A 26,642-nucleotide genomic window follows, 5' to 3' on the forward strand; every position below is an offset into this window, starting at 1 on the left:
GCTTACGGCCGCCCGCTCCCGAAGCGGGCGGCTTTTTCATGTGGGCCCGATGGAGATTCGGGGTACGTTTTTACCGACAGGACGTCGGGAACTGATTGACTTAGGTAAGCCTAACCATAGAACACTGGCCTGGCTCTCGTCCCCATTCGGCCCCGGAGGTCCACATGAACCCGTCGAGCACACCGTTCTCGACGCTCATCCGCGCCGCGTCGCGTGAGCAGCACACGGAGGCGCACGACTCGACGTTCATGAGCGACCTGCTGGGCGGCAGGCTCGGCGTGGACGCGTACACGCGCTACACCGAGCAGCTGTGGTTCGTGTACCGGGCGATCGAGGAGAGCGGCCGGAAGCTGGCCGGAGACCCCGTCGCCGGACCGTTCCTCCGGCCCGAGCTGGCGCGACAGGCCGCTCTGGAGCGGGACCTCGCGCATCTGCGGGGCCCGGAGTGGCGCGAGAACATCACCGCACTGCCCGCCACGGAGGAGTACACGGCCCGCGTGAGGGAGTGCGCGCGTACGTGGCCCGGCGGGTACGTCGCGCATCACTACACCCGTTACCTCGGCGATCTCTCCGGCGGGCAGGTGCTCCGGAGCAAGGCGGAGACGACGTGGGGCTTCGCGTCCAAGGGCGACGGCGTGCGGTTCTACGTCTTCGAGGACATCAGCAACCCCGCCGCGTTCAAGCGGAGTTATCGCGAACTGCTCGACGCGGTCCTCGTCGACGACCTGGAGAAGCAGCGGATCATCGCGGAGTGCAAGCGGGCGTTCGCGCTGAACATCGCGGTGCTGCGGGCACTGGCGGAGGAGTTCCGTCTCAGCGCGTGAGCGCTCCGCTGGGGGCGGGGCGTGACGGCGGGTCGTGTGTGATGTGCGGGTTTGTGGGGGCGGGGCGCGCCCACGCGGCGGAGCCGCATAACGTCACAGCCCCGCGCCCCTTACGGGGCGCCCCCTGAAGGGGCGCTCAGCGCTCCAGGAATACGCGGCCCCCTATCTCCACCCAGCCCTCCGGCTGTGGTGCCGTGAGGATCTGTGAGCCCGCGCCCTGGGTGATGTTGAGCGCGCGGCCCAGTTCCGCCGTCAGTTGCAGGGCCGCCGCGCCCGTCGCCTCGTCCTCGCCCATGCCGTCGTCGCGGCCGGGGAAGCCGCGGGCGCGGATGCGGCCCGCGGCCTCGTCCTCCCAGGCCCAGGCGTAGATCCTCCCCCGGACTTCGTTCGGGGGGACCCCCATCTCGCTACGCTCGCCCGGCGGCGGCACGGGCAGCGCGTCGACCTCGGCGGCCGTGGCGTAGCGGCGCAGCGTGCGCGGCTCGGGCCAGTCGGGACGGGCCTCGATCCAGCTGAACTCGCCGTCCAGGCGGGTGCCCACCACCCCGGCTGGCGTGACGAGTTCGGGTACGTCGAGCAGCCAGGCCGTACCGACGCAGGGGTGCCCGGCGAACCGAAGTCGCGCGCCGGGTGTGTAGATGTCGATGATCCCGCGCTCGGGGTCGTCCACGAACACGGTCTCGCTGAACCCGAGTTTGGCCGCGAACGCCTGGCGCTCGGCCCGCTCCGGCAGGACGGAGCCGTCCCGCACGACTGCGAGTTCGTTGCCGTAGCCTCCGCCCGGCCCGCAGAAGACCCGCAGCACGTCGTAATCAGTCACGCGGGCATTCAAGCATCAGAAGACCGGCGCACGCGCACGCGGCCGTCGGTCCCGGGTGAGGTCGGCGGGCGGGTGCGGCCGTGCTCGGGTCAGGTCCGTCCGGACTCCCCCGCCCGGCGCCTGCGGACCGCGAAGACCACGCCCGCGCCCGCCGCGACGACCGATCACTTTCGGACGTCCGCAAACGGTCGCTCGAGACCCCCCGAGCCCCCGCACGGGCGACGCATGGGTGACGCACCGACAGGTACCCCTGGGGCTCCCGAGGGGTTCTTGACCCGTCTTTGACCGTTTCGTGGGGCGTGGATTGAGCCGCCGTGATCAAGCCGTGCTCGTACAGCGTCCATGAGAGCTGAATCACTGGACGGGCAGGTATCAGTCAGGTAAGCCTCAGATAAGTTAGGCACACCTCACTTCGAACCTCTGCCTCCTCTGTGCACTGTGAACCTCCTTGGAGCCTGTATGCGAGCCGTCCGACTCTCCGTCGCCACCGCCGCCGCGACCGCGGCGGCGCTGGTCGCTGTCACGGGCTGCACCGAGAAGAGCGAAGCCGGCGACGACAACGTCATCGAAGTGACGGCCACGGACACCAAGTGCGACGTGTCCAAGAAGGAGTTCCCGGCCGGGCACGTCGAGATCGACGTGGCGAACAAGGGCTCCAAGGTCACCGAGGTCTACCTGCTCTTCCCGGACGACCGGATCGTCACCGAGCGCGAGAACATCGGCCCCGGCACCAGCCAGAAGGTCACCGCAGAGGTGAAGGCCGGCGACTACCGCATCGCCTGCAAGCCGGGCATGAAGGGTGACGGCATCCGCCAGGACGTCACGGCCACCGGTACCGGCAAGGTCGCCAAGCGTGACCCGCGCCTGGACGAGGCCGTCGCCGCCTACCGCAAGTACGCGCAGGAGCAGGCCGACGAGACCCTGCCCAAGGCGAAGGTCTTCGCCGCGGCGGTCAAGGACGGCGACATCGAGGCCGCGAAGAAGGCGTACGCCGACTCGCGCATCGGCTGGGAGCGGACCGAGCCGGTCGCCGAGTCCTTCGGTGACATCGACCCCAAGGTCGACCTGCGCGAGGACGGCCTGGAGGAGGGTCAGGACCTGGAGAAGGACTGGACCGGCTGGCACCGCCTGGAGCGGTCGCTGTGGCAGGACAAGAAGCTCACCGACCGCGACTCCGAACTCGCCGACCAGCTGATCACCGACCTCACCGACTGGCAGAACCGGGTCGGCAAGGCCGAGATCACCCCGACCTCGATGGCCAACGGCGCCAAGGAGCTGCTCGACGAGGTCGCCACCGGCAAGGTCACCGGCGAGGAGGAGCGTTACTCGCACACCGACCTCGTTGACTTCAAGGCGAACGTGGAGGGCGCCGAGAAGTCGTACGAGCTGCTGAAGCCGGTCGCCTCGGAGAGCGACGCGGCGCTGACCGCGGAGCTCGACAAGCAGTTCGCGGCGCTGAACACGCTGCTCGACAAGTACCGCGAGGACAAGACCTCCTACGAGTTCACCTCCTACGACAAGGTCGGCAAGGCGGAGCAGAAGGAGCTCTCGGACGCGGTGAACGCGCTCGCGGAGCCGCTGTCCAAGCTCGCCGCCGCCGTCGTCAAGTAAGAGAAGCAAGGGGGGCCTGTCGCCATGACGGACACCACGGACAGCGCAGACGACACGACGCTCGGCACGGACGACACAACGGCCGACACGGACGACGTCACGGCCGACACGGACGACGCCACGAGCGGTACAGACACCACTGCTGGCACAGACACCACTAATGGCACAGACACCACCGCTGCCACAGGCGCCACGGGTTTGCCCGGCGAGACGCGAGACGCCAACTCGTCTGCTCCGTCCCGGCGTTCGCTGATCGGCTGGGGCGGTGCCGGGCTCGCGCTCGGTGCCGCCGCGGCCGGCGGTGCGGTGGCGATGACCCGTACGGGCGACGACGTCGATCCGACGGCGATCGATTCGGGCGCCGCGATCGCCTTCCACGGCCCGCACCAGGCGGGCATCGCGACTCCGGTCCAGGACCGGCTGCACTTCGCCTCGTTCGACGTGAAGGCGGCGGACCGCGCCTCGTTCGTCCAGCTGCTCAAGGACTGGACCGTGGCCGCGCGGCGGATGACCGCCGGGCAGGCGATCGGCGAGGGCGCGTACGGCGGTCTGGCGGAGGCACCGCCGGACGACACCGGTGAGGCGCTGGGCCTCAAGCCGTCCCGGCTGACCCTCACCATCGGCTTCGGGCCCTCGCTGTTCGAGAAGTTCGGGCTCGCGGACCGGCGGCCCGAGGCCCTGGTGGACCTGCCGAAGTTCGCGGGCGACAACCTGGACAGGAACCGCAGCGGCGGCGACCTGTGCGTCCAGGCGTGCGCGGACGACCCGCAGGTCGCCGTGCACGCCATCCGCAACCTCGCCAGGATCGGCTTCGGCAAGGTCGTCATGCGCTGGTCCCAGCTGGGCTTCGGCAAGACCTCGTCGACGACACCGGACGAGCAGACCCCCCGTAACCTCATGGGCTTCAAGGACGGCACACGCAACATCGCGGGCACCGAGACCGGCCGGCTCGAGAAGTTCGTGTGGGTGGGCGAGAAGGACGGGCCCGGCTGGATGGCCGGCGGCTCGTACCTCGTGGCCCGCCGGATCCGGATGAACATCGAGACCTGGGACCGGACCCCGCTCCAGGAGCAGGAGGACATCTTCGGCCGCGACAAGGGCGAGGGCGCCCCGGTCGGCAAGGCGAAGGAGCGGGACGAGCCGTTCCTGAAGGCGATGAAGCCCGACGCGCACGTCCGGCTCGCGCACCCCGACTCCAACAGCGGGGCGACGCTCCTGCGCCGTGGCTACTCCTTCACGGACGGCACGGACGGGCTCGGCCGACTGGACGCGGGGCTTTTCTTCCTCGCGTACCAGCGGGACGTACGCCAGGGCTTCATCCCGGTGCAGCGCAGCCTGGCGATCGACCCACTCAACGAGTACATCCAACACGTGGGTTCAGCGATCTTCGCGATCCCGCCGGGCGTCCGCGACAAGGACGACTGGTGGGGCCGGGCGCTGTTCTCCAAGGATTCCGAGGAGACGTAGCCCGTGTTCGCCAACTATCTGATCGGCCTGCGCGAGGGTCTCGAAGCCAGCCTCGTGGTCTGCATCCTCATCGCCTACCTGGTCAAGACCGACCGGCGGGACGCGCTGAAGCCGATCTGGATCGGCATCGGCGTCGCGGTCGCGTTGTCCCTCGGCTTCGGCTTCGCGCTCGAATTCGGCTCCCAGGAGCTGACGTTCGAGGCGCAGGAGGCGCTCGGCGGCTCGCTGTCGATCCTCGCGGTCGGTCTGGTCACGTGGATGGTCTTCTGGATGCGGCGTACGGCCCGCCATCTGAAGGCCGAGCTGCACGGCAAGCTGGACGCGGCGCTGCGGTTGGGGACGGGCGCCCTCGTCGCGACGGCGTTCCTGGCGGTGGGACGCGAGGGCCTGGAGACGGCCCTCTTCGTGTGGGCGGCGGTCCACGCGTCGAGTGACGGCACGTCCCGCCCGCTGATCGGCGTCCTGCTGGGCATCCTGACCGCGATCGTGCTCGGCTACCTCTTCTACCGGGGCGCCGTCCGCATAAACCTCGCCAAGTTCTTCACCTGGACCGGCGGCATGCTGGTGATCGTGGCGGCGGGCGTCCTCGCGTACGGCTTCCACGACCTTCAGGAGGCCGACTTCCTGCCCGGCCTGACCGACAAGGCCTTCGACATCAGCGACACCATCCCGCCGGACACCTGGTACGGCACGCTCCTCAAGGGCATCTTCAACTTCCAGCCGGACCCGACCGTCCTCCAAGTCGTCGTCTGGTCCCTGTACTTGGTGCCGACCCTCGTGCTCTTCCTGATGCCGACACGGCTCGGCCGAACGCGGACGAAGACGGCTCCGCCGGTGCGCGAGGAAGTCTGAGATCACGGTGCGGGTGCGGTACTTGATCCCGGCGTCCGCGCGTTTTCCGGCCCCGGTAGGGTTCGCCTCCGGGAAGGGGAAGGTGAACAGATTCCGATGAAGACGCCGCAGACACTTCGCAGGCTGGACCGGAGCGCGCTGATCGCGGCATCGGTGACCGTGTTGTCGGTGACGGCGAGCGGGTGCGTGGTGGTGCACGGGGAGCGGGAGATCCTCCCGGGGGCCACGAAGACAGAGGCCGCGCGTGCCCTCAAGGACTTCACGGCCGCGTACAACAAGGCCAACGGCGCCAACGACCGTTCCCTGGACGCGGACCGGGTGACCGGTGCCCTCGGGGACATCGACAGCGCGAAGCTGAAGGCGGGCGAGAAGAACCAGCCGGGCGGCAATCCGAACTACGTGCCGCTGAAGCTCACCGACACCGAGTTCACCATTCCCGAGAAGGCGGGCTGGCCTCGCTGGTTCGTCACCGAGTCGCAGGCCAACAAGGGCCGCGCCGAGGACCATTGGATGCTGGTGTTCACCCGGGGCGGAGCGAACGAGGTGTGGGAGGTCTCGTACCTGACGATCCTCCCCGCCGCCGACGTACCGGAGTTCAAGAAGGACGCGGACGGCTGGGCGGAGCCGGTCACGGCCAACGCCGCGGACCTGGCCATCGCGCCCAAGAACCTCGGCCGCGACTACGCGACGTACCTGAAGGACGGCGGTGACACCTTCGCGCCCGGCACGTACACCTCGAAGTGGCGCTCCGACCGGGAGGCGAACGCGGCCCGTCCGGGTCTCGCCCGGCAGTACATCGACGAGCCGGTGACGACCGGCGACTACGCCCCGGTAGGCCTCCGCACCACCGACGGCGGCGCGCTCGTCTTCTTCACCACCCGCCACTACCAGAAGCAGACGGCAGCCCCGGGCCTCCCGATCAGCGTCACCAACGCCGACGTGAAGGCCCTCATGACAGGCGAGCCCAAGCAGTCCCTCACGCTGGAGTCCATCTCGAACCAGGTGGTACTGGACCCGGCGAGGACGGCGACGAACCAGCAGATCGAGTTCTTGAGCAGGGTCGAGGGGCTGACGGGCGCGAAGGGCGAGTAGGGCCCTCGGTCAGGCTGAGCCCTTCGATCAGGGCTGAGCCCATTCGGGCCCGGGCCTCAGCGGGACCCTTTCAGCCCGTTCAGGAGACCAGCGCCCCTTTCAGCCCTTTCAGGAGACCGGCGCTATCAGCGGAGCACTACTCGGCGGAGCCTGGGACCGTCAGCCCCGCAGGGGCCACGCCGCCACATGCTCTCGCTCCTCGCCGGCATACCGCGCGCATTCATCCGTCAGAACCTCGAGCAGCGACAACGGGTCCGGCAAAGCATGCTCCGGCCCCCGCACCCACTCGACCGTCAGATCGCCGGGCAACTGCGCGGGCGGCACCAGCACATACGACCCGCGGCAGTGCCACCGCAGCCCAGGATGCTCATCCATCGTCTCGGGATGGCAGTCCAGCTCGCACGGCCACCACTCGTCCTCGTCCTCGGGCGTACCGCGCGTGGCGGTGAAGAAGAGCATCCGGTCACCCCCGGACCGGGCGACGGGCCCGACCTCGACCCCCAGGGCGAGCAACCGCTCCAGGGCCTCACGCCCGGCATCCAACGGAACGTCCAGCACGTCATGAACCATGCCGGTCGCGGTGATGAAGTTGGCCAACGGCTGATGCCGGGCCCACCGCTCGATCTGCGCGCGGTCGGTCGTGGACTGGGTCTGCCAGGCGAACGACACCGGGTGCCGCGCGGGAGTGGGACAGCCGACGCGGTCGCACGAGCACCGGTAGGCGGAGGGGTGGGCGGCGGGCGCGAGCGGCAGCCCCGCGCCGGCGGCGGCGAGCAGCAGTTCCTCACGGTTCGCGCCGTCTTCGGCGTCCGTAGGGGGACGGCGACCGCGCAGCCACTGGGAAATCCTGCCTTGCCCACCCGAGCGGCGGCGGCCCGACTCTGAGCTCATCTATCCCTCGCCTTGCTGTTGTGCGGACAGCATGCCCTATGGTCCCACCATCCTGAGCCTCGGGGGGCCGGAGCCCACATCCGGGGTAGGTGCGACGATGCCCGCCCAGGGCAACGATCGAGTGTCATTGACCACTTTGACGCGATTTACCCCCCTACGGTGTCGGAATGGTCACACAGACTGCGCTGACGGGTATCGCCGGTCTCACCTCGCTGACCCTCGCCCTCACAGGACAGGGCGGGTGGCCCACTCCGCTGGCTCCGCTCACTCCGCTCGAATGGGGCGCCGGCCCGCTGACGGTGTCCTCGCTCCCCCGCGTCGTCTACACCGCGCACCGGGGTGGGGCCCTGGAGGTCCCGGAGAACAGCATGTCTGGGCTGATGGCCGCGTACGAGCGCGGTACGGCCCAGGTGCTCGACCTCGACACCCGGATGCTGCGCGACGGGACCCTGGTCGTCATCCACGACGCGACCCTGAACCGTACGACCGATTCGGGCGGCCCGGTACGCACGCTCGACCGGCGGGACTGGCACGGCGTCCGGCTGCGTCCCGAGGTCGCGGTGCCGGGGAGGTGGCGCCCGGAGCGGCCGCCGACGCTCGCCGAGGTGCTGGATCGTTTCGGCGGGCGGGTGGTGCTGATGCTGGAGGCCAAGGACCCGAAGAGTCTGCGGACCCTCGCCGCGATGGTCAGGTCACGCGGTCTGACCCGCTCGGTGCTGGTCAACTCCAACCGTCCCGCGGTGGCCCGGCGTGCCCACCGCATGGGCCTGGTCTCGCAGTTGTGGCGCTCGGCCCGGCAGATGCGTACGGACCGGCCCGAGCGGTGGAGGCCGTTCGTCGACGTCCTGGACGTGGACCACAAGGCCCGCGACACCGATCTCGTACGGGCGGTCAGGTCCGGCGTCCCACGCGTGTGGGCGCACACCGTGGTGACCCCGGCCGAGCGCGACCGGGCCCTCGCGCTCGGCTGCGACGGGATCATCACGGACGCGCCGGGGCGGCTGGCTCGGGCGAGGGCCACGGCCGTGGCCGGGTCTCAGCGTGGGGCGAGGCCGTAGAGGGCGTACTCGACCAGCCTGTTCGCGTAGTCGTGGTCGAGCGGGCCCGTGCCCTGCAGCCAGCGCTGGGCAAGCGGTGCGCTGAACAGGTCACGCGCGATGTACGGGTCCACCTCCGCGCGCACCTGGCCCGCGTCCTGCGCGGCACGCAGGCGCCGCACGTACAGCTCGAGCGAGGGCATGAGCAGCTTGCCGACGAACTCTTCACCGAAGGGGGGGTTGGCCACGCCCTCGGCGGCGAGGGCCCGGGCCGGGGCGTCGTATCGCGGATCGTTGAGCTGGTCGACGGTGGCGCGCAGCACCGCCTTGAGGTCGGCCTCCAGGTCGCCGGTGTCGGGGATGCCGTCCGCGTCCGCCCAGTCACCGGCCGCCTCCACCGCCTGGGCACCGAGGTCGATGAACGCCTCCATCAGGACCTCGGCCTTCGACGACCACCACCGGTAGATCGTCTGCTTGCCGACGCCGGCGCGGGCGGCGATGCCCTCGATGGTGGTCTTGGGGTAGCCGACCTCGCCGACGAGGGCGAGGGCGGCGTCGTAGATCGCGCGGCGGGACTTCTCGCTGCGGCGGGTGGAGTCGGGGGCGGACTTCTGTACCATGCGCCGAATTTATCAGGGCGACAAGACGGGTCGTCTCGTTGTGGGTCGATGGTGCGGCTGGGGGCCGGTTTTTCGCCCCCGCCGCCCCTACCCGTCCCATCCCTGAGGGCTGCGCCCCCCGACCCCCCTTTCGGCCTGAACGGCCTCGTCCTCAAACGCCGGACGGGCTGAAGATCAGCCCCTCCGGCGTTTGAGGAGCGGGGGTCCAGGGGGCTGGGGCGGAGCCCCAGGGGATGGGGCGGGTAGGGGCGGCGGGGGCGAAGAAACCCCCTGAGGCGGCCACTCGTCACCCCACTCCACGTCACGGGCCGCCTTGTAGAGGAGCCCGTGCCGCTTCGTCACGGTCGCGCGGCGCAGGGACTCCTCGGCCTCGCACAGGTCGAGGAGCACCTGCCCCTTACGGATCTGCGGTCGCCGTACGACCCGCGAGGAGGCCGGAGCCACCGGGAAGCGCGTCGCGGCGACATAGCTGAACTTCTCGTCCTCGTACGCCAGTGAGCCGCCCTTGACCTGCCGGTGCAGCGAGGAACGGCTGACCCGGGCGGAGAAGTGGCACCAGTCCTCACCGGGGACGATGGGGCAGGCGGCGCTGTGCGGGCAGGGGGCGGCGACGTGGAACCCGGCACCGATGAGGCGGTCGCGGGCCTCGATGACGCGGGCGTACCCCGTCCGGCGTGCCGGGCTCGATGATCACGACGACCTGGGCGGCGCCCGCGGCGGCGTCCACGACGGCGGTACGCGCGGCCTCGGTCAGCTCGCCGAGCACGTACGACACCGTGACGAGATCGGTGCTCTCGATGGTGAGGGCCGCTCCGATACGAGAGCGGCGCCACTCGGTGGACTTCAACAGCGGGTTCCCGGAAGCGAGTTCGCGGCCGAGGGTGAGCGCGGGCTCGGCCCAGTCGAGCACGGTCACCGGCCGCTCCTCGGCCCAGGTCGCGCTGACGGCCCAGGTCGCCGCGCCCGTCCCGCCGCCCACGTCCACATGACTGTCCGGGGTCCACTCCGGCACGACCTCCGCGAAGGCGCCCAGCGAGGCCCGTACCGCCTCGAAGGTCGCGGGCATCCGGTACGCGGCGTACGCGGCCACGTCCGCGCGGTCGCGGAGGATCGGGGCGTCGGTCGGGGTGGTCCCCCGGTAGTTCGCGATCAGCCGCTCGACGGCCTGCGCGGCTGCCTTCGGCGGCAGTCCGTCGAGCAGCCCGGACAGGGCCGCGCGCAGGGTCTCAGCTGGGGAAACGGGGGCGGTCACGGGGGAAGTCTACGAGGGGTGGAGCCAGGGGCACCGCCCAGCCGTGAGCACCGCCCTCAGCCGAGAGCACCGCTCACGCCCCGTACCGCCCGCGCCAGCCGTGTCGCCGCCGCCGCCCGAGGGCCGTTGTCCGGCGGCCTGCGGCGCGGGTGCACCGTGTTGGCCAGGAGGACCAGGAACGTGTCCGTCACCGGGTCCAGTACCAGCGAGGTGCCGGTGAAGCCCGTGTGGCCCGCGGCGCCGTGGCCGACCAGGTCGCCCATGAACCACGGCCGGTCGACGGCGAAGCCCAGGCCGGGCGGGGTGAGGAGCAGTTCGACGTAGTCGGGGCCGAGGATGCGGGCGGTGCCGTACGAGCCGCCCGCCAGCAACGTGCGGCAGAAGACGGCGAGGTCGCGGGCGGTCGAGAAGAGGCCCGCGTGGCCGGCGACGCCGCCGAGCGCCCACGCGTTCTCGTCGTGGACCTCGCCCCGCAGCATCCCCCGGTCGGTCTTGGCCCACGGTCTTCGCTGGTCCTCGGTCGCGGCCGCGCCCGGGCACGGCCCGAAGCCGGTGGCCGTCATCCCGAGCGGCCGGGTGATCCCGTCCCGGACGAGGGTGTCCAGCGTTCGCCGGGTGATCCGTTCCAGGACGTGCTGGAGGAGCAGCATGTTGAGGTCCGAGTAGCCGTACGTGCGGCCCGGCGCCGTCACCGGTTCCTCCGCCCGCAGCAGAGCGAGCCGCGCCGCGCCGTCCGGGCAGTCGTACAGCGGGAGTTCGGGCCGCAGCCCGGAAGTGTGGGTGAGCAGATGCCGGACGGTGAGGCCGTACTCGGCGGCCGCGGTGAAGTCCGGCAGATACGCGCCCACCCGCGCGTCGATGCCGAGCGTGCCCCGCTCCAGTTGCTGCACGGCGGCCACGCTGGTGAAGAGCTTCGTGAGGGACGCCAGGTCGAAGGGCGTGTGCACGCTCATCGGCACCCGGTCCTGGATCGGCAGCTCCACGCCCGCGTCCGCCTTCTGGTCGTACGCGGAGTACCGCCTCGCCCACCCGGTCGCCTCTTCGACGGCGATCACGGGCCCGCGCCCGGCGACCACCACGGCGCCCGCGGCCCAGGGCCGGTCGCCGCCGGTGAGTTCGCGGAACTCCCTTACGAGATGGTCCAGTTCATCGGGATCGAGCCCGGCACGTTCCGGTGTGCCGGGGCGCAGTCTCGGTGCGCTCAGCTGTCTGCTCCCTTCGCGTCCGCCTGTCTCCGCCGGGGACGGCACAGTCCCATGAAGCAGCCGACGGCCACCAGTGAACACACCAATTGGACGACGGCCATCGGGACCGCGGTGTGCTCGCCGGCGACGCCCACGAGGGGCGTGGCGAGCGCGCCGACGAGGAAGGAGGAGGTGCCGAGCAGGGCGGACGCGGTGCCGGCGGCGTGGCGGGTGCGCGTGAGGGCGAGCGCGTTGGTGTTGGGCAGGGCCAGGCTCATCGCGGACATCAGGACGAACAGGCCGATGGCGATGGGTACCAGTCCCACCTCACCGAAGACGCCGGTGGCCATCAGGAGCAGCGCGGCCGACGCGGCGGTGATGATCGCGAGGCCGACCCCGAGCACCTTGTCCATGCTGACCCGGCCGACGAGGACCTTGCCGTTGAGCTGGCCGACGGCCACCAGTCCGATCGAGTTGACGCCGAAGAGGATGCTGAACGTCTGCGGGGAGGCGCCGTAGATCTCCTGGATCACGAACGGCGAGGCGGAGATGTACGCGAAGAGCGCCGCGAAGGCGAAGCCGCCCGTGAGCATGTAGCCGGTGAAGGCGCGGTCCGCGAGCAGGCCGCGCATGGTGCGCAGGGCTTCGACGGTGCCGCCGCTGTGCCGTCGCTCGGGTTCGAGCGTCTCGGGCAGCCACCGCCAGGCGACGACGGTGAGCACGATCCCGACGACGGCCAGGATGTAGAAGACGCCCCGCCAGTCGGTGATCCGCAGCACCTGTCCGCCGATGAGCGGCGCGATGATCGGCGCGACTCCGGAGACGAGCATGAGCGTGGAGAAGAACCGCGCCATGGCGACGCCGTCGTACAGGTCGCGCACGACGGCCCGCGCGATCACGATCCCCGCCGCGCCCGCGAGGCCTTGGAGCAGCCGGAAGGCGACGAGCAGTTCGATGGTGGGTGCGAAGGCGCAGACGGCGGTGGCGACGATGTAGACGAGCAGCCCCGCGATCAGCGGCCGCCTGCGCCCCCACTTGTCGCTCATCGGCCCGACGACCAGCTGCCCGAGCGCCATGCCCGCGAGGCACGCGGTGAGCGTCAGCTGCACGGTGGCCGCGGACGCGTGCAGCGAGTCGGTGACCTCCGGGAGCGCCGGGAGGTACATGTCCATCGACAGCGGGGGTACGGCGGTGAGGCCGCCGAGGATCAGGGTGACGAGGAGTCCTACGGAGCGGCGGGTACCGGTGTACTCGGGCAGGCCCTCCCTCGCCGGGTCGGCGCCCGGTGGCGGCATCGGCGCGGCGACGGGTGCCGCGACCGCGGGTGCCGTGTCCCTGTCCATGACGGGTTTCGCGCCGGCGGCGGTCGTCCCCGCTTCGGTGACCGCCGCGCTCGGTATGTGCCCGTCCGGGCCGTCCTGGTCCCGCGTGGTGCGGCCCCGCTCGGGCATGAGCCCCTCCCTGTATGTCGAATCCGGCACCTATGCTCTCAGCTCGGACACATGGTCGAGACCATCGAGGTCGGCCATCGAAGTCGTCGAGGTCGGCCATCGAGGTCGTCGAGGTCACGGAGCGAGGGATCGGGATGGCTGAGGAACGCGAACGCGTGCGGTGGGGTGTGCTGGCGACCGGAGGAATCGCCGCGGCGTTCACGGCGGATCTGGTGGATCTGCCGGACGCCGAGGTGGTGGCGGTGGCGTCGCGGACCGAGGCGTCGGCGAAGACGTTCGCCGAACGGTTCGGAATACCCCGGGCGTACGGGGAGTGGGACGCCCTCGCTCAGGACGAGGACGTGGATGTCGTGTACGTCGCCACACCGCACTCGGCGCACCGGACGGCGGCCGGGTTGTGCCTGGAGGCGGGGCGCAACGTGCTGTGCGAGAAGGCGTTCACGCTGAACGCGCGCGAGGCGCGGGAGCTGGTCGCCCTCGCGAAGGAGCGCGGGAGCTTCCTGATGGAGGCCATGTGGATGTACTGCAACCCGCTGATCCTGCGTCTGGCGGAGCTGGTCAAGGGCGGCGCGATCGGTGAAGTACGCACCGTGCAGGCGGACTTCGGGCTCGCCGGCCCGTTCCCTCCCACTCACCGGCTGCGCGACCCGGCACAGGGCGGCGGTGCGCTGCTCGACCTGGGTGTCTATCCGGTGTCGTTCGCACAGTTGCTGCTCGGTGAGCCCTCGGAGGTCATGGCGAGAGCGGTGCTCTCCGATGAGGGCGTCGATCTCCAGACGGGAATGCTCCTCTCCTGGGAGAGCGGCGCTCTCGCCTCGTTGCACTGCTCTCTCGTCGGCGGCACCTCCACCTCCGCCTCGGTCACCGGGTCCGAGGGCCGCATCGACATCCCGTACGGCTTCTTCCACCCCGACCTCTTCGTACTGCACCGCGACGGCCGCGACCCTCAGGAGTTCACCGCGAGCGCTGAGGACGGCACGCGCGCCAGCCTCAAGCACGAGGCCCTCGAGGTCATGCGCTGCCTGCGGGCAGGCGAGACCGAGTCGCCGCTGGTCCCACTGGACGGCTCCCTGGCGGTGATGCGAACGCTCGACGCGGTACGGGACCGCGTAGGCGTCACCTATCCAGGAGAGCTCAACTGAGGCGCCCCTTATAGGGGCGCGGGGAACTGCGCGACCAGCCACACCCAACCCGCGGCCAACAACGCACCCGCAGCTCCCCACCCCTCCCAGCGCAACACCTACGCCGGCTTCAGCCCTTGGTCCCCCACCTCAGTAACGAAGGACGCGGCGGTCGTGATCGCGGCCCCCGGCGTCGTGACGGCGGACACGGTCTTGAAATCCACCCGCGCCGAGTCACGTCCAAGGGCGACCGTCGCATAGCCTCGCTGCCCGTTGTAGTGCTTCATGTGCGGGTTGGCGGCCAGATAGCCCGCCCAGTTGGCGGGCCGCGCGGCACCGTCCCTGCCGCTGCTGATCGACGTGGCGACGATCTCGGTACCCAGCGTGCGCGACCCCTGGTCGGCGAAGTCCCGCTTGATGTCGAAGCCGTACGACACGTGGACATCGCCGGTGAGCACCATCAGGTTCTCCACACCGGCCGCCTCGGCGCCCGCGAGGAGACGCTCGCGGGAGGCGGGGTAGCCGTCCCAGGAGTCCATGCTGAGGGTGGTGTTGCCGGCGGTGGCGTGGTTGCGGCGGGCGAAGACGACCTGCTGCGGGACGACGTTCCACAGCGCGTTCGACTGCTTCCAGCCGTCGATCAGCCAGCGCTCCTGTTCGGTCCCGGGCAGGGTCTGGGACTCGGCCTCCGACTCGGGCGTTGGGGTCTTCCAGCCGTCGCCGTTGGCCTGGTTGGTGCGGTACTGCCGGGTGTCGAGGATGTCGAACTGGGCGAGCCGGCCCCAGGTCAGGCGGCGGTAGAGCCGCATGTCGGGCCCATCGGGCCGCTGCGGGAGGCGCAGCGGCTGGTTCTCCCAGTACGCGCGGTACGCGGCGGCGCGGCGCAGCAGGAACTCCTCCGGCGGCACGTCGTTCTCGGGGATGTCGTCCGCGTAGTTGTTCTCGGTCTCGTGGTCGTCCCAGGTGACGACGAAGGGGTGCGCGGCGTGCGCGGCCCGCAGGTCGGGGTCCGACTTGTAGAGGGCGTACCGCAGGCGGTAGTCCTCCAGCGTGATCGTCTCGCGGTTGAACAGGTCGGGCAGCACGCGGTCGGTGTAGTTGCGGGCGCCGCCCACGGAGCTGACCGCGTACTCGTACAGGTAGTCGCCGAGGTGGAAGACCACGTCGACGTCGTCCTCGGCGAGATGGCCGTACGCGGTGAAGTACCCGTCGTGGTACGCCTGGCAGGAGACCGCGGCCAGTGTCAGCTCGGCGACGCGCGAGCGGGACGAGGGCGCGGTGCGCGTGCGGCCGGTCTCGCTGACCCAACTGCCCACCCGGAAGCGGTAGTAGAAGACGCGGTCGGGGTCGAGGTAGCCGACCTCGACGTGCACCGAGTGGTGGAACTCGGGGTGGGCGACGGCGGTTCCGCGTCTGACGACGCGTCGGAAGCTCTCGTCACCGGCCAACTCCCAGCGCACGGTGACGCGTTCCTGCGGCAGTCCCGAATCGGCCTGGTACGGGCTCGGCGCGAGCCGCGTCCACAGCAGCACAGAGGTGGTCTGCGGGTCGCCGGAGCCGACGCCGAGGGTGAACGGGTTCTCGGTGATCTTCGCCGCGTCGAGTTCCGCGGCGCCTGCCACGCCCGCGGTCGGCAGGTTGGTGGCGAAGGCGAGCGCGGCGGCCGCGCCGGTGACGGTGAGGAAGCGGCGCCGACCGAGGTGACGGGCGGCTGCGCGGAGTTCGGGGGCGTGCTGCGACGGATGCTGCTGGTGGCCTGCGGGTGTCATCTGGCCCTCCCCTGACGGTTGTTGTATGAGGCATTGGAGTGGCCAGGGTCAACGTCTGACTGTCGCGTACACAACAGTCAGATGTCGGACAGGTGAGTTCCGCATGGCGGACCGTCATGGTCCTCAGAGGCCCTGAAAGTCCTCAGAGCCCTAGGGACCTTCAGAGGCGCTCACGTACGCTGCGAGGCCATGAACGCAATGCGAACGAAGATCGCGGTCGTGACCGGCGCGGGCTCCGGAATCGGCCGCGCCGTGGCACTGGAACTCCTGCGCACCGGCTGGTCGGTGGCGCTCGCGGGCCGCCGCGTGGAGCGGCTGGAGGAGACGGCGGCGCTCGCGGAGGCGGTACTCCCGGAGGAGGCAGGGGCGGAGAAGGGCGCCTCCATCAGCTCTCTCCGCGTACGCGCCGACGTGTCGCGACCCGACGACGTGGCCGGTCTCTTCGCCACCGTGCGGGAGCACTTCGGGCGGCTCGACCTGCTTTTCAACAACGCGGGCACGTTCGGTCCCGGCGGCGTGCCGTTCGAGGAACTGCCGTACGACGCCTGGCGTCACGTCGTCGACACGAACCTCAACGGGGCGTTCCTGTGCGCGCAGGCGGCGTACCGGCAGATGAAGGAGCAGGACCCGCAGGGCGGCCGGATCATCAACAACGGCTCGATTTCGGCGCACACACCGCGCCCGCTATCGGCCGCCTACACAGCGACCAAGCACGCGCTGACCGGCCTCACCAAGTCGCTGTCCCTGGACGGGCGTCCGTACCGGATCGCCTGCGGCCAGATCGACATCGGCAACGCGGCGACCGACATGACGGAGCGCATGCAGACGGGCGCGCTGCAGGCGAACGGTGAGGTGGCGCCCGAGCCCGTGATGGACGCCGCGGACGTGGCCCGCACGGTGCGGCACATGGCGGAGCTGCCCCTGGAGGCAAACGTGCAGTTCGCCACGGTCCTGGCGACGACGATGCCGTTCGTGGGCCGGGGGTAGCTCCGCAGGCAACGCGGTACGGAGGGTGCGGACCGTTTGTGGCTGGTCGCGCCCCGCGGCGGAGCCGCAAATGTCACAACCCCGCGCCCCTATGGGTCGTAGGTCAATCTGCACAATCGGAGTGCTTCACTCCGAGTCATCTCGGCCGGTTACAGGCCTATGCTCGACTCATCTCCACCAGAACTTCACACTTAGAGCACAGGTCGTTCGTGCCACACCGTGCCACATCCGAGGGGGGAGGCGGCAGCCGTTCCGGGTTCACGGGCGGGAGGGATCCCGCGTGGGACCGCGGGTCTTGGCCCGGGCCACGGAACGGCTGCCCCCATACCGTGATTCAGTGGCGGCTCACCGCCCCAGGATGCCGTCGATCTCGGTCAACTGCCCTGCGGTGAGCGGCCCTTGGGCCAATGCCCCGGCGTTCTCCTCGGCCTGCGCGACCGAGCGGAAGCCTGGGATCGGTACGGTGCGCGGACTACGCGCCCACAGCCAGGCGAGGGCGCCCTGGGCGAGCGTACGGCCGTTGCTGGTGAGGACGGACCGGAGGGCGTCGACCCGGCGCAGCCACTCCGGATCGGCGCCGCCGCCCTGCGAGAAGCCGACCAGCCAGGCGGGTGGGGCGCTGCGGATGTCTCCGGCTTCGAGGGACTGTCCGGCGGCGCGCTTGCCCGTCAGCAACCCCATCGCCAGCGGGCTGCGGTTGATGCTCGCGAGCTCCGACTCCTCGCAGAGCGCGAGCATCTCGGGCGCGTCCTGAAGGACGTTGAGGCGGTGCTGTACGGCCGCACAGTGCGGGCCCTGCGCGAAGACGGCGGCACGCTCCGGGTCGTCGGTGCTCCAGGCGTACGCGCGGATGAGTCCCTCGCGCACGAACTCCTCGCAGGCGTCGCGGAGTTGGGCGGCGCGGTCCGGTGCCGCTTCGGAGATGTGGAGCTGATACAGGTCGACGTGGTCGGTGTCCAGCCGTCGCAACGAGGCGGTCAGCGCACGGCGGGCGTATGCCGGGGAGTCGTCGCTCCCGAGGGCGAGACGGCGCTCCTCGTCGATCAGGTTGCCCCACTTGGTCGCGACGACCACGTCGGCCCGCCGCTTGCCGAGGGCCCGCGCGAGGACGCGCTCGCTGTGCCCGGTGCCGTACGCGTCCGCCGTGTCGAAGAACGTCACGCCGAGGTCGAGGGCTCGGCGCACCGCCCGTACGGACTCGTCGTCGTCGACCTTGCCCCAGCCCAGGGGCATTCCGTCGGGCCTCGTCCACTCGCCGCCGATGGCCCAGCAGCCGAAACCCAGTGCGCTGACTTGGATGCCGCTGCGTCCCAGGGTCCTTTGCGCGATGTTCCCGCCGCTCTCGCCGCTCCCGCTGTTCTCGCCGTTCTCGCTGCTCCCGCTGTTCCCGGTGGTCTCCATGCCTGGGGACACTAGGAGTTGGAGTACACGCGAAGGCAAGAGCCCGGTGGCGGGTCGCGACCGTTGCGCCTGGCCGGTTACTGGCCGGTTATGCCTGGCCGGTCTCGAAGCGGGTGATCTTGCCGTTCTCGGCTTCGAAGTGCCACCTCGTCCGCATCTCGCCCCAACTGTCGTTCCGGTACCGGGCGAGGAGGGACAGACCGCCGTCCGACTCGTTGTCGACCTCCATGTGACCGTGCGAGTCGAAGATCTCCCGCTCGGTCCAGTCGGCGAGGTCACGGTCGGAGCCGTCGTCGGACATGGTCGCGCCGGGCGCCAGGACGGCCTGGAAGGCGTCCCGGTCATGGGCGTTCACCGCGCTGACAAAGTCCCGGACAGCCGGGTTGCTGAGCTTGGCCACCTGAATCGTCATGTCCGTCAGAGTCACACCGCTCCGGCGCCCTCGCCACCCGAACGGCGGCCGGGCCGGGGCTCGGGTGACTGCTAGGTGCGACGGTGGGCAGGGGATGTATGAGGTAAATAGGACTGTTCGAGTAAAAATGTTCTAGGAATGTTCGAGGAGTGACGAGAACCGTGACCTCTTTCGATCGACGCGATCTGGGACTACTGCTGCTCCGCCTCGGTGCGGGCAGTGTGCTTGTGGCACACGGGACGCAGAAGCTCTTCGGCTGGTTCGGCGGGTCCGGGCTCTCCGCGACCGGCGACTTCATGGAGTCCGTGGGGTACGCGCCCGGCAAGGCGAGCGCGACCGCGGCCGGCCTCGCGGAGACGGGCGGCGGCACGCTCCTCGCGCTGGGCCTCGCGACGCCGGCGGCGGGTGCGGCCGCGGCCGGGGCGATGGGGGGCGCGTCCGCGGTGCACGCACCGAACGGCTTCTTCAACCAGAGCGGCGGCTACGAGTACGCCGCCTCCCTCGGCCTCACCTCGGCGGGCCTCGCCGTGACCGGGCCCGGCCGCCTCTCGCTGGACCACCTTCTCGGCCACTCGGTCAACCGCGGCTGGATGGTGCCGGTCGCGTTCGCGGGCACGGCGGCGGTGACGATGGTGGTGGTGGGGGCGCGGAACAAGCGGCTTCGGCGTGAACAGGAGGGTGACCAGGGGGAGTTGTTCGACGAGGAGGCGGTGCCGTACGGGTGAGGGGCCGTATCCAGGTGAGGGGGTGGTCGTGTCTGGGTGAGGGGGTGGCCGCATCCAGGTGAGGGGGGTGGCCGCATCTGCATGAACGGGCTACGAGGGGCCGTCGGTGTGGCCGGTGCGCCAGGCCCAGGCGGCGATCTCCACGCGGTTCCGGACGGAAAGCTTGTGCTGGACGCTGGTGAGGTGGGTCTTGACGGTCGAGAGGGAGACGAAGAGGGATGCCGCGATCTCGGCGTTCGTGTGGCCGAGGGCGACCAGCCGTACAACGTCCAACTCGCGGTCGGTCAACGGCTCTTGGGGCTGCGCGGGCGCGGCCGAGAGGGGCGTCCGGGCTGGGGCCGACGTCGGCGCCTGGGCGGCGGTGAGGTGCTTGAGGAGGCGCACGGTGACCGACGGGGACACCAGCGAGTCGCCGACCGCGGCGGCGCGGACGGCCTCCGCGAGCAGGGTCGGCCCGGAGTCCTTGAGCAGGAAGCCGCAGGCACCGCCGTTCAGGGCGCCGTAGACGTACTCGTCGAGGTCGAAGGTGGTGACTACGACGACCCGCATCGGGTCCGCGACGTCGGGCCCCGCCAGGAGACGGGTGGCCTCCAGTCCGTCCAGCTTCGGCATACGGATGTCCAGCAGACAGACGTCGGGCCGCAGCCGTCGGGCCAGCGTCACGGCCTCCTCCCCGTCGGAGGCCTCGGCCACCACGGTGATGTCCGGCTGCGCGTCGAGGAAGAAACGGAATCCCGTACGGACCATGTCCTGGTCGTCGGCGATCAGGACGCGGATCGGGGTGCGGTCGGTCATGGGCGCATCTTGCCTGATGCCTCCGGCGGTCAGGCGGTTGGGTTGTTGTTTTTCTGCGGGTTTGTGGGGGCTGGTCGCGCAGTTCCCCGCGCCCCTGGGTTGGATGTGAGGCGTGGCCGTACCGGGACATCCGAGCGCCACTCTGAGGCAGTCGGGTCAACCGGGAAGCGCGGCGCTCGGACATCCCGGCACGTCCCCTCACTGTCACGGAGCCGCTCAGCCCCGTGTTCGACTGCGTGCCGCTCACCGCGTAGGTCACACCGGCACTGGTGCCGAAGACGGCGATCGTCGTGATGCCGACGATGATCACGTGCTTGCGCTGCATGGCGTTTGTCCTGAGGTCCGGAGGTCGGGTCGCGATGTGCTGCGATGTGCCTCGACTCTCGCCTCCGGACGGCACCCCGCACCTCGGCCGAACGGCCACTGTCCCGAGCCCCGCTCGCCACCGGGTCAGCCGATCGGCTGATCCAGCCTCGGCGGCCGATCCGTACGGTGGGCCGCGTGAACCTCGTAAATCCGATCGACGACGCCACCGTGCCCCGATCCCGTCGGCAGAGCTGCCTGCGGGTGGCAGCCATCACCGTCCTGATCCTGCTGGCACTCGGGGACCTGGTGCTCGCGGGATCCGCCGTCGACGGCGCCGTCTGGCCTGCGCTTCTGGTGCTCTCGATCGGCCTGGCTGCCGTGCTCTGGCCCGTCGCCCGGCGGCCCGCGTGGCTCACCCCGCGACTGCGTACCGCCGTGCCCGCGGGCGCCTCCGTCGTACTGACCGCCGTCGCCGCCGTAACGGGCTGGATGGAGCAGCCCAGCCCCGGCGAGGGGGTGATACTGCTGTGCCTGCTGATGGTCGCCGTCCGTACCTGCCCGCCCAGGTGGGCGGGCGTGTGCGCGGGGCTGACCGGCGGAGCCGTCCTCGCCCTCCCGCTGCGCGGGCTCCAGTCCACCCTCGAGGCCAACGACCTGGGCTTTTTGCTCGCGGTCACGCTGGTGCTCGTACTGCTGGTCGGCATCGTCGGCGGACTCGCCGCCTATCTGCGCACGCTGGATCACCGGCGCGGTGTCGCGGTCACCGAGACCCGTCGTTCCGAGCGCCTCTCCATGGCGGCCGACCTGCACGACTTCGTCGCCCACCACGTCACCGGCATCCTGGTCCAGACACAGGTGGCCCGCATGATGGCCGTCACCGAACCAGACCGTCTCGACCCGGTTCTGGCGGACATCGAGCACGCCGCCACCGAGGCCCTCGCCTCGATGCGCCGTACGGTCGGCATCCTGCGTGACGGCCCCCGGGCCCTCACCGGTCCGGGGCTCGCCGACCGGCACCCGGCGGCCGACCTGTCGGCGGTCACGGAGTTGGTCGACGGTTTCGGCGGCTTCGTCGGACCGAAGGCCGTCCTGCACCGCGACGCCGCGGTGCCCGAGGACCTGCCTCACGAGGTGCAGTCCGCGGCCCACCGCGTCGTCCAGGAGGCGCTGACGAACGTACGCCGTCACGCGGCCGACGCCACCGAGGTCACCGTGGGTCTGGCGTACGAAGACGGGACGTTGCGGGTGTCCGTGCGCGACGACGGTCGCGGCGGCACCCAGATGCCGCACGCCGCCCGCGGCGGCGGCTTCGGCCTCGTCGGCCTCACCGAACGCGTCACCGCCCTCGGCGGCGAACTGCGCACCGGCCCGCGCCCGGACGACGGCTGGGAGGTCACGGCCCTGCTCCCCGCCGTGGCGACGCGCGTGAAGCGACTGGCCGTCTGAACCTGAGGCCGGCCCTGTGAACGGGACCGGCTGAGGGAGTCACCGACGCGGATCAGCCAGGCGGCAAGCAGTGGTCGTCCGGCGCCACGGACTGCCAGATACGACGCCCGATGTCGCGCAGTTGCCGCTGCTGGGCCTTGGTCAGCGGATCGAAGACGTAACGGCTCACGGCCTCCGCGTGCCCCGGCGCGGTCGCGACGACCTTGTCCCAGCCGGAGTCCGTCAGTATGGCCAGGGTGTAGCGACCGTCGGCCGGATCAGGCGTACGGCGCACCCAGTCGCTCGTCTCCAGCCGCTTGACCAGATGGGAGAGACGCGACAACGACGTGCCGGTGTAGCCGGCCACCTCGCTCATCCGCATCGTGCGTTCCGGCGCCTCGGACAGCATCGCCATCACCTGGTACTCGACATGGCCGACCCCGGCGTCGCGCTGCAACTGCGCGTCGAGCGCACCGGGCAGCCTGACCAGCACACCGGCCAGCGCGTGCCAGGCCTCCCTCTCGCCGTCGGTCAAGCTGCGAGGCTCCTGCGGGGTCTCCATATCCGCCACTTTAACGTGACGGTTCAAGTGATCGATTAGTCCCGGCAGGCCCAGCGGCCGGCGGCCGGCGAGAACAGGTATCCGGCCGTACGGTCGCGGCTTATGCCTACGCCTACGCCTACGCCGAGGTGCGCGTGAAGCTGAGCGTCGACGTGACCGTGGTCAGGCCGCGGATCATGCCCATCTGGTTCCAGCCCAGGCCGAACTGCTCCCGGTCCACGGTGAACTCCGCGGTCAGCGTGACCGCTTCGGCGCTCGACTCGGTGACTCGGGCGGTGGCGGACTGCGGGCGGCTGATGCCGCGCACGGTCAGCTGGCCGGTGATCTCGACGGTGTCGTCCTGGCGGACAACGGCGTTGCGGACGGCGAAGACGAGGGAGGGGTGCCGCTCGGCGTCGAAGAAGTCGGCGCCGCGCAGGTGCGTGTCCCGCTTGGCGTTCTTGGTGTCCAGGGAAGCGGCGTCCAGGGTGATCGTGCCGCGGGCGGTGCCGTCGGGCTGGACCTCGCCCTCACCGGTGACACCGCTGAAGGTGCCCTTCACGGTGACCATGCCCCACATCGTCTTGTGCTTGATGGCGACGGTGGAGCGGGCGGGGGCGAGCTGCCACAGTCCGGTTTCTACGGCGACGGTCATGGGAGTTCTCCTGACAGTTACAGGCGGTGAACAGGGACGAGAGCAGGGACGAGAAGCGAGACGGGAACCGGGATGAGAACCGGGATGAGAACCGGGATGAGAACCGGGATGACGACAGAGACAAGGACAGGGGCCGAAAGGACGGCCCACATGGCCGGCGGCCCTGACCACGCACCAGTCGTCCAAATTTGGATGACCCCACGCTAGCCGCTTATCCAAAAATGGACAACCGGTAGACTGTGACACCATGGCCCACTCCCCCGCCCCCGCTGATCAGCCCGAACGCGAGCCGACGGACGACGAGAGGCTGCTGCCCACCGAGCTGCGCGCCTGGATGCGCCTGTTGGCCGCGGCCGGGGCGATCGAGCAGCAGCTGCGTTCACGCGTGAAGGACACGATGGGCGTCTCGCACGACGAGTTCCTGGTGCTGTGCCTGCTGGCCGACCAGCCCGGTTCCAGCCTGCGGATGACGCGGATCGCGGAGCTGCTGGGCCGCCCGAAGACGCGGCTGACCTACCAGGTCGCCTGCCTCCAGCACGCCGGGCTGATCACCAAGCGCTCCGCGTGCGGCGACCGACGCGGCATCGAGGTGGAGCTCACGGACAAGGCACGCCGCCTGTTGAGCGAGTCCTCGCGCCCGCTGGCCGACGCGGTCTCCGAGGCCATCGCACAGACGGCCTGCTCTCAGCGGTACCCGGATCTGCACGGGCTGCTGCCGGATGTCCCGGAGCCTGTTCCCGAGGCTGCCCCTGGGGCCGGGGGGCACGCCGGGAAGACGGAATAGAAGCCCCGAAGGCGGAGTGGCGGCCTCAGAAGCCGGGGAAGACCCGACGCAGGTCGTCCAGGCTCATGCCGTCGCCGCTGAGGGTCACAGCGGCCGGGGTGTGGGCGGCCGAGTGGCGGCCCGTGACGAGCCGCAGCCACCATTCCGCCGGCGCGCTGAGTACGGCGTCGGGCTCGGCCGGCTCGCCCGTGAGCGCGACCGTGTCGCCCAGGTCGAGCCCGAAGGAGCGCTCGGGGGATGTGGTCCGGACCGCCAGGCGGGCGTGGCGGCCGCCCAGGGCGTCGGCCTTGCCGACGAAGCCTATGAGCATGCCGACCTGGTCGAGGAGCGGCTCGGTCGCGGCGGACGCCAGGGCCGCCGTGCGGTCGAAGGCGACCTCGACGTCCCAGGAGTGGTGGGCGAACTCGCCGAGCCGCATGCCCGCCGCGGTGGCCACGTCCACGGGCGCGGGCAGGAAGCCGAGGTCGATCCGCAGCTCCTTGCGCGTCTGGGCGTCGAGGTCCTCGTAGGCACGTACCAACGCCTCGTTGGAGGCGACGAAACCCTCGGCCCGCTCGACCGGGGACATCGCGTCCCAGCGCGCCCACACCGACTTGTTGAAGTCCCCGTCACTCGGTCCGGTGCCGCTCAGCGCGCCGTCGAGGGTGACCAGGCCGATCTCGGCCCCGCTGCCGAGGTGGCTGAGCACCTGCGACACGTCCCACTCCGACGCCCCGGAGGGCCGGGTGAGGTCGGCGGTGGCGAGGCCGTGCACCACGGCGGTCAGGTAGTCGTGTCCGCTGCGCAGGGCACTGATGATCTGGTCGGCACGGTCGGTCATGTCTCAACTCCGAGGGGACTTGGGCCGCCCTCGGAGTGCCACGCGCGCTGGGCGTGGGCTCGGGGCAGCGCGTCGGTCAGGAAGTGGTCGTACGCTCCGCGGGCACTTCCGGATCGAGGAGGGAGGCCATACCGGTCCTTACGTGTCCCTTGCAGCGTGCGGCTTCAGCAGCATTTAACTTGAAGCTTCAAGCGTGACCGTATGCCATGCCACTTGAAGCGTCAACCGACCTTGGGGTGTGCCTCAACCGAAGCGGCAACCGACCGACCACCTGCCCACCCTCGCCCGGGCCACGCATGACAGGGAGGCCCGGGACCATGCCTTATTGACCCCGGGCCTCCCTACCGTTTACTCCGTTGGTTACTCCCTTACTTACGCCGGTTACTCCCTTACTGACGCCGCACTCACGCCGCTACCCGTTCCGCCGCTTACTCCGCAGCCGGAAGCAGGGCGCGGAACAGCCGGAGCGGCACCGCGTCCGCCAGGGCTCGGTAGCCGTCGGGGTTGAGGTGCAGCCAGTCCCCGTCATGGAGGGTGGGGTCCAGCCGCCCCGGGTCCGCCGGGTCGCGGACGGCACGGTCGAAGTCGATGACCGCGTCGAACCTCCCGCTCGTACGGATCCAGGAGTTGACCGCCTGCCGTGACACCTCGCGGTGCCCGTCGGGGTCGTCGTACATCGTGTTGCCGCCGAAGGGCGTCAGCGTGGCGCCGTACACACGGATGTCCTGCGCGTGCGCCCGGACGACGACCTGCTCGTACGCGGCGATGAGTTCGGCAGTGACGCCTCGCTGAGCCGCCTCGGTGGCCTCGGCGGTGCCGATGTCGTTGACCCCCTCGAAGACGACCAGCCAGGAGACTCCGCTGCGGGCGAGGACGTCGCGGTCGAGGCGGGCCAGGACGTTGGGACCGAGGCCGTCGTTGAGGACGCGGTTGCCGCCGGCGGCCTGGTTCAGGACGGCGACCTCGTCGGTGGCGGGCCGGCCGCGGAGCCGGTCCAGGAACTGGTCGGGCCAGCGGTTGTTCCCGTTGGTGGTGGAGCCGCGGCCGTCGGTCAGAGAGTCGCCCAGGACGGCGACCGCCGCCGTCGACCGGCCGGAGAGCACCTCGACGTCACTGAGCAGGTACCAGTGGTTGACCGGGATCGCCTGCGGGAGGTCATGGTCCTGGGTGTGGTCGGCGTTCTGGAGGTACGAGGTGGTGCGTGACCCCGGGTGCGAGGTGAGCGCGAGGGACGGCTGGCCCTCGGCCAGGTAGGTGGTCACGGTCAGGTTGGATCCCGGGTGGAGGTCGAACTCCAAGGGATCGGAGACGACTTGGGCTCCGGCGGGGACGGTCGCGGTCTCGCGTCCACCGAAGGTCACCCGCTGGGGCGTGCCGGGCTCGATCGCGCTGACACCGGCCCGTCCGTCGAGCGGGAGGGCCACGGACACCGCTGTGAGCGGCAGCGCGGTGTCACCGAAGGCGTTGGAGAAACGCAGCCGCATGCGCTCGCCGCCCGTCGAGACGCGCACGGTCTGCCGCAGGGTGGTGTCGACCAGGACGGCACCGTCCCCGGTGAACGGCGGGGGCGGCATGTTGGACGGCTCCGTGAGCTGCGGCATCGCGGTCCAGGTGTTGACCCAGTGCCGGGAGGCTGCCGCCGCGGGTGACTCCACGGAGCGAGTGGAGCGTACGGAGGTCTCGTTCCCGTCCGTGTTCCCCATCACGGATGACGTGGTGGCCAGGGCCAGGGTGAGTGCCCCCGTGGCCATCAGGCGGGCGAACGGAACTCGACTCGACGGGTTCGATGACTTCGGGAGT

At 70.5% G+C, this 26,642-nt stretch carries 24 protein-coding genes and 1 pseudogene; 11 read left to right on the plus strand and 14 right to left on the minus strand.

The genetic code is table 11. The features are described from left to right. Window positions 1–164 precede the first annotated feature (164 nt). Complete coding sequence (locus ACTWQR_RS42115) at window positions 165–824, plus strand: biliverdin-producing heme oxygenase (RefSeq protein WP_443232557.1); 660 nt, start codon at window positions 165–167, stop codon at window positions 822–824. 136 nt (window positions 825–960) lie between these two features. Here the strand turns inward: ACTWQR_RS42115 and ACTWQR_RS42120 are convergent, their stop codons facing one another. Beyond that, complete coding sequence (locus ACTWQR_RS42120; protein ID WP_443232558.1) at window positions 961–1,644, minus strand: PhzF family phenazine biosynthesis protein; 684 nt, start codon at window positions 1,642–1,644, stop codon at window positions 961–963. Between the two features lie 459 nt (window positions 1,645–2,103). Between ACTWQR_RS42120 and efeO the strand changes: the two genes are divergently transcribed. From efeO to ACTWQR_RS42140, 4 genes are all read left to right on the plus strand, one after another. Next, window positions 2,104–3,255: an iron uptake system protein EfeO gene (efeO, locus tag ACTWQR_RS42125; protein ID WP_443232559.1), complete on the plus strand. Its 1,152-nt coding sequence runs from the start codon at window positions 2,104–2,106 to the stop codon at window positions 3,253–3,255. A gap of 24 nt (window positions 3,256–3,279) precedes the next feature. After that, entirely contained in the window at window positions 3,280–4,722 is a 1,443-nt protein-coding gene (gene efeB, locus ACTWQR_RS42130) for an iron uptake transporter deferrochelatase/peroxidase subunit (protein WP_443232560.1), read from the plus strand. Between the two features lie 3 nt (window positions 4,723–4,725). Continuing rightward, window positions 4,726–5,574: an iron uptake transporter permease EfeU gene (efeU, locus tag ACTWQR_RS42135; protein ID WP_443232561.1), complete on the plus strand. Its 849-nt coding sequence runs from the start codon at window positions 4,726–4,728 to the stop codon at window positions 5,572–5,574. A 96-nt stretch (window positions 5,575–5,670) separates the two neighbouring features. After that, complete coding sequence (locus tag ACTWQR_RS42140; RefSeq protein WP_443232562.1) at window positions 5,671–6,666, plus strand: hypothetical protein; 996 nt, start codon at window positions 5,671–5,673, stop codon at window positions 6,664–6,666. 159 nt (window positions 6,667–6,825) lie between these two features. On the opposite strand, the gene ACTWQR_RS42145 is transcribed toward ACTWQR_RS42140, so the two are convergent. Then, window positions 6,826–7,557, minus strand: a complete 732-nt coding sequence (locus ACTWQR_RS42145) for a bifunctional DNA primase/polymerase (RefSeq protein WP_443232563.1) — start codon at window positions 7,555–7,557, stop codon at window positions 6,826–6,828. A gap of 167 nt (window positions 7,558–7,724) precedes the next feature. Here ACTWQR_RS42145 and ACTWQR_RS42150 point away from each other — a divergent pair, with 167 nt between their 5' ends. Next, a complete protein-coding gene (locus ACTWQR_RS42150; RefSeq protein WP_443232564.1) occupies window positions 7,725–8,615 on the plus strand; it encodes a glycerophosphodiester phosphodiesterase in 891 nt (296 codons plus the stop codon). Here the strand turns inward: ACTWQR_RS42150 and ACTWQR_RS42155 are convergent. The 4 genes and pseudogenes from ACTWQR_RS42155 to ACTWQR_RS42170 form a co-directional block, all read right to left on the minus strand. Then, a complete protein-coding gene (locus tag ACTWQR_RS42155; protein ID WP_443232565.1) occupies window positions 8,594–9,214 on the minus strand; it encodes a TetR/AcrR family transcriptional regulator in 621 nt (206 codons plus the stop codon). The two genes, ACTWQR_RS42150 and ACTWQR_RS42155, sit on opposite strands and share 22 nt — an antisense overlap. A 273-nt stretch (window positions 9,215–9,487) precedes the next feature. Then, a pseudogene (locus ACTWQR_RS42160) lies at window positions 9,488–10,466 on the minus strand (small ribosomal subunit Rsm22 family protein); the annotation flags it as partial. Between the two features lie 56 nt (window positions 10,467–10,522). Continuing rightward, window positions 10,523–11,716 carry a serine hydrolase domain-containing protein gene (locus tag ACTWQR_RS42165; protein WP_443232566.1) on the minus strand — a complete coding sequence of 398 codons (1,194 nt, stop codon included), beginning with the start codon at window positions 11,714–11,716 and terminating at the stop codon, window positions 10,523–10,525. Beyond that, a complete protein-coding gene (locus ACTWQR_RS42170) occupies window positions 11,668–13,101 on the minus strand; it encodes a Bcr/CflA family multidrug efflux MFS transporter (protein ID WP_443232567.1) in 1,434 nt (477 codons plus the stop codon). Before ACTWQR_RS42170 ends, ACTWQR_RS42165 begins: the two co-directional genes overlap by 49 nt. A 134-nt stretch (window positions 13,102–13,235) precedes the next feature. On the opposite strand from ACTWQR_RS42170, the gene ACTWQR_RS42175 reads away from it, so the two are divergent. Continuing rightward, a complete protein-coding gene (locus tag ACTWQR_RS42175; RefSeq protein WP_443232568.1) occupies window positions 13,236–14,243 on the plus strand; it encodes a Gfo/Idh/MocA family protein in 1,008 nt (335 codons plus the stop codon). Window positions 14,244–14,341: 98 nt separating this feature from the next. On the opposite strand, the gene ACTWQR_RS42180 is transcribed toward ACTWQR_RS42175, so the two are convergent. After that, window positions 14,342–15,991, minus strand: a complete 1,650-nt coding sequence (locus ACTWQR_RS42180) for an alkaline phosphatase D family protein (RefSeq protein WP_443232569.1) — start codon at window positions 15,989–15,991, stop codon at window positions 14,342–14,344. Window positions 15,992–16,180: 189 nt separating this feature from the next. Here ACTWQR_RS42180 and ACTWQR_RS42185 point away from each other — a divergent pair, with 189 nt between their 5' ends. Next, window positions 16,181–16,978: an SDR family oxidoreductase gene (locus tag ACTWQR_RS42185; RefSeq protein WP_443232570.1), complete on the plus strand. Its 798-nt coding sequence runs from the start codon at window positions 16,181–16,183 to the stop codon at window positions 16,976–16,978. Window positions 16,979–17,323: 345 nt separating this feature from the next. On the opposite strand, the gene ACTWQR_RS42190 is transcribed toward ACTWQR_RS42185, so the two are convergent. After that, window positions 17,324–18,379 (minus strand): aldo/keto reductase, encoded by a 1,056-nt coding sequence (locus tag ACTWQR_RS42190; protein ID WP_443232571.1) that lies wholly within the window; start codon window positions 18,377–18,379, stop codon window positions 17,324–17,326. An 88-nt stretch (window positions 18,380–18,467) separates the two neighbouring features. Continuing rightward, window positions 18,468–18,791, minus strand: a complete 324-nt coding sequence (locus ACTWQR_RS42195; protein ID WP_443232572.1) for a nuclear transport factor 2 family protein — start codon at window positions 18,789–18,791, stop codon at window positions 18,468–18,470. 161 nt (window positions 18,792–18,952) lie between these two features. On the opposite strand from ACTWQR_RS42195, the gene ACTWQR_RS42200 reads away from it, so the two are divergent. Further along, the gene (locus ACTWQR_RS42200; protein ID WP_443232573.1) at window positions 18,953–19,516 is read left to right on the plus strand and encodes a DoxX family protein; all 564 of its coding nucleotides are present in this window, start codon (window positions 18,953–18,955) and stop codon (window positions 19,514–19,516) included. A gap of 90 nt (window positions 19,517–19,606) precedes the next feature. On the opposite strand, the gene ACTWQR_RS42205 is transcribed toward ACTWQR_RS42200, so the two are convergent. Further along, window positions 19,607–20,311 (minus strand): response regulator, encoded by a 705-nt coding sequence (locus ACTWQR_RS42205; RefSeq protein WP_443232574.1) that lies wholly within the window; start codon window positions 20,309–20,311, stop codon window positions 19,607–19,609. Window positions 20,312–20,803: 492 nt separating this feature from the next. On the opposite strand from ACTWQR_RS42205, the gene ACTWQR_RS42210 reads away from it, so the two are divergent. Next, on the plus strand, window positions 20,804–22,063 hold the full coding sequence (locus tag ACTWQR_RS42210; RefSeq protein WP_443232575.1) for a sensor histidine kinase: 1,260 nt from the start codon (window positions 20,804–20,806) through the stop codon (window positions 22,061–22,063). 52 nt (window positions 22,064–22,115) lie between these two features. Here ACTWQR_RS42210 and ACTWQR_RS42215 read toward each other — a convergent pair whose 3' ends face one another. Continuing rightward, on the minus strand, window positions 22,116–22,577 hold the full coding sequence (locus ACTWQR_RS42215; RefSeq protein ID WP_443232576.1) for a MarR family winged helix-turn-helix transcriptional regulator: 462 nt from the start codon (window positions 22,575–22,577) through the stop codon (window positions 22,116–22,118). Window positions 22,578–22,722: 145 nt separating this feature from the next. Continuing rightward, on the minus strand, window positions 22,723–23,238 hold the full coding sequence (locus tag ACTWQR_RS42220) for a YceI family protein (protein WP_443232577.1): 516 nt from the start codon (window positions 23,236–23,238) through the stop codon (window positions 22,723–22,725). Between the two features lie 247 nt (window positions 23,239–23,485). Here ACTWQR_RS42220 and ACTWQR_RS42225 point away from each other — a divergent pair, with 247 nt between their 5' ends. Next, complete coding sequence (locus ACTWQR_RS42225; RefSeq protein ID WP_443232578.1) at window positions 23,486–24,022, plus strand: MarR family winged helix-turn-helix transcriptional regulator; 537 nt, start codon at window positions 23,486–23,488, stop codon at window positions 24,020–24,022. Window positions 24,023–24,047: 25 nt separating this feature from the next. On the opposite strand, the gene ACTWQR_RS42230 is transcribed toward ACTWQR_RS42225, so the two are convergent. Together ACTWQR_RS42230 and ACTWQR_RS42235 are read right to left on the minus strand one after the other, a co-directional pair. Beyond that, window positions 24,048–24,842 (minus strand): maleylpyruvate isomerase family mycothiol-dependent enzyme, encoded by a 795-nt coding sequence (locus ACTWQR_RS42230; protein WP_443232579.1) that lies wholly within the window; start codon window positions 24,840–24,842, stop codon window positions 24,048–24,050. Window positions 24,843–25,270: 428 nt separating this feature from the next. Next, on the minus strand, window positions 25,271–26,593 hold the full coding sequence (locus ACTWQR_RS42235; RefSeq protein WP_443232580.1) for an SGNH/GDSL hydrolase family protein: 1,323 nt from the start codon (window positions 26,591–26,593) through the stop codon (window positions 25,271–25,273). Window positions 26,594–26,642 lie beyond the last annotated feature (49 nt).

The sequence above is a fragment of the Streptomyces sp. 2A115 genome, from assembly GCF_052245575.1.
Classification (GTDB): domain Bacteria; phylum Actinomycetota; class Actinomycetes; order Streptomycetales; family Streptomycetaceae; genus Streptomyces.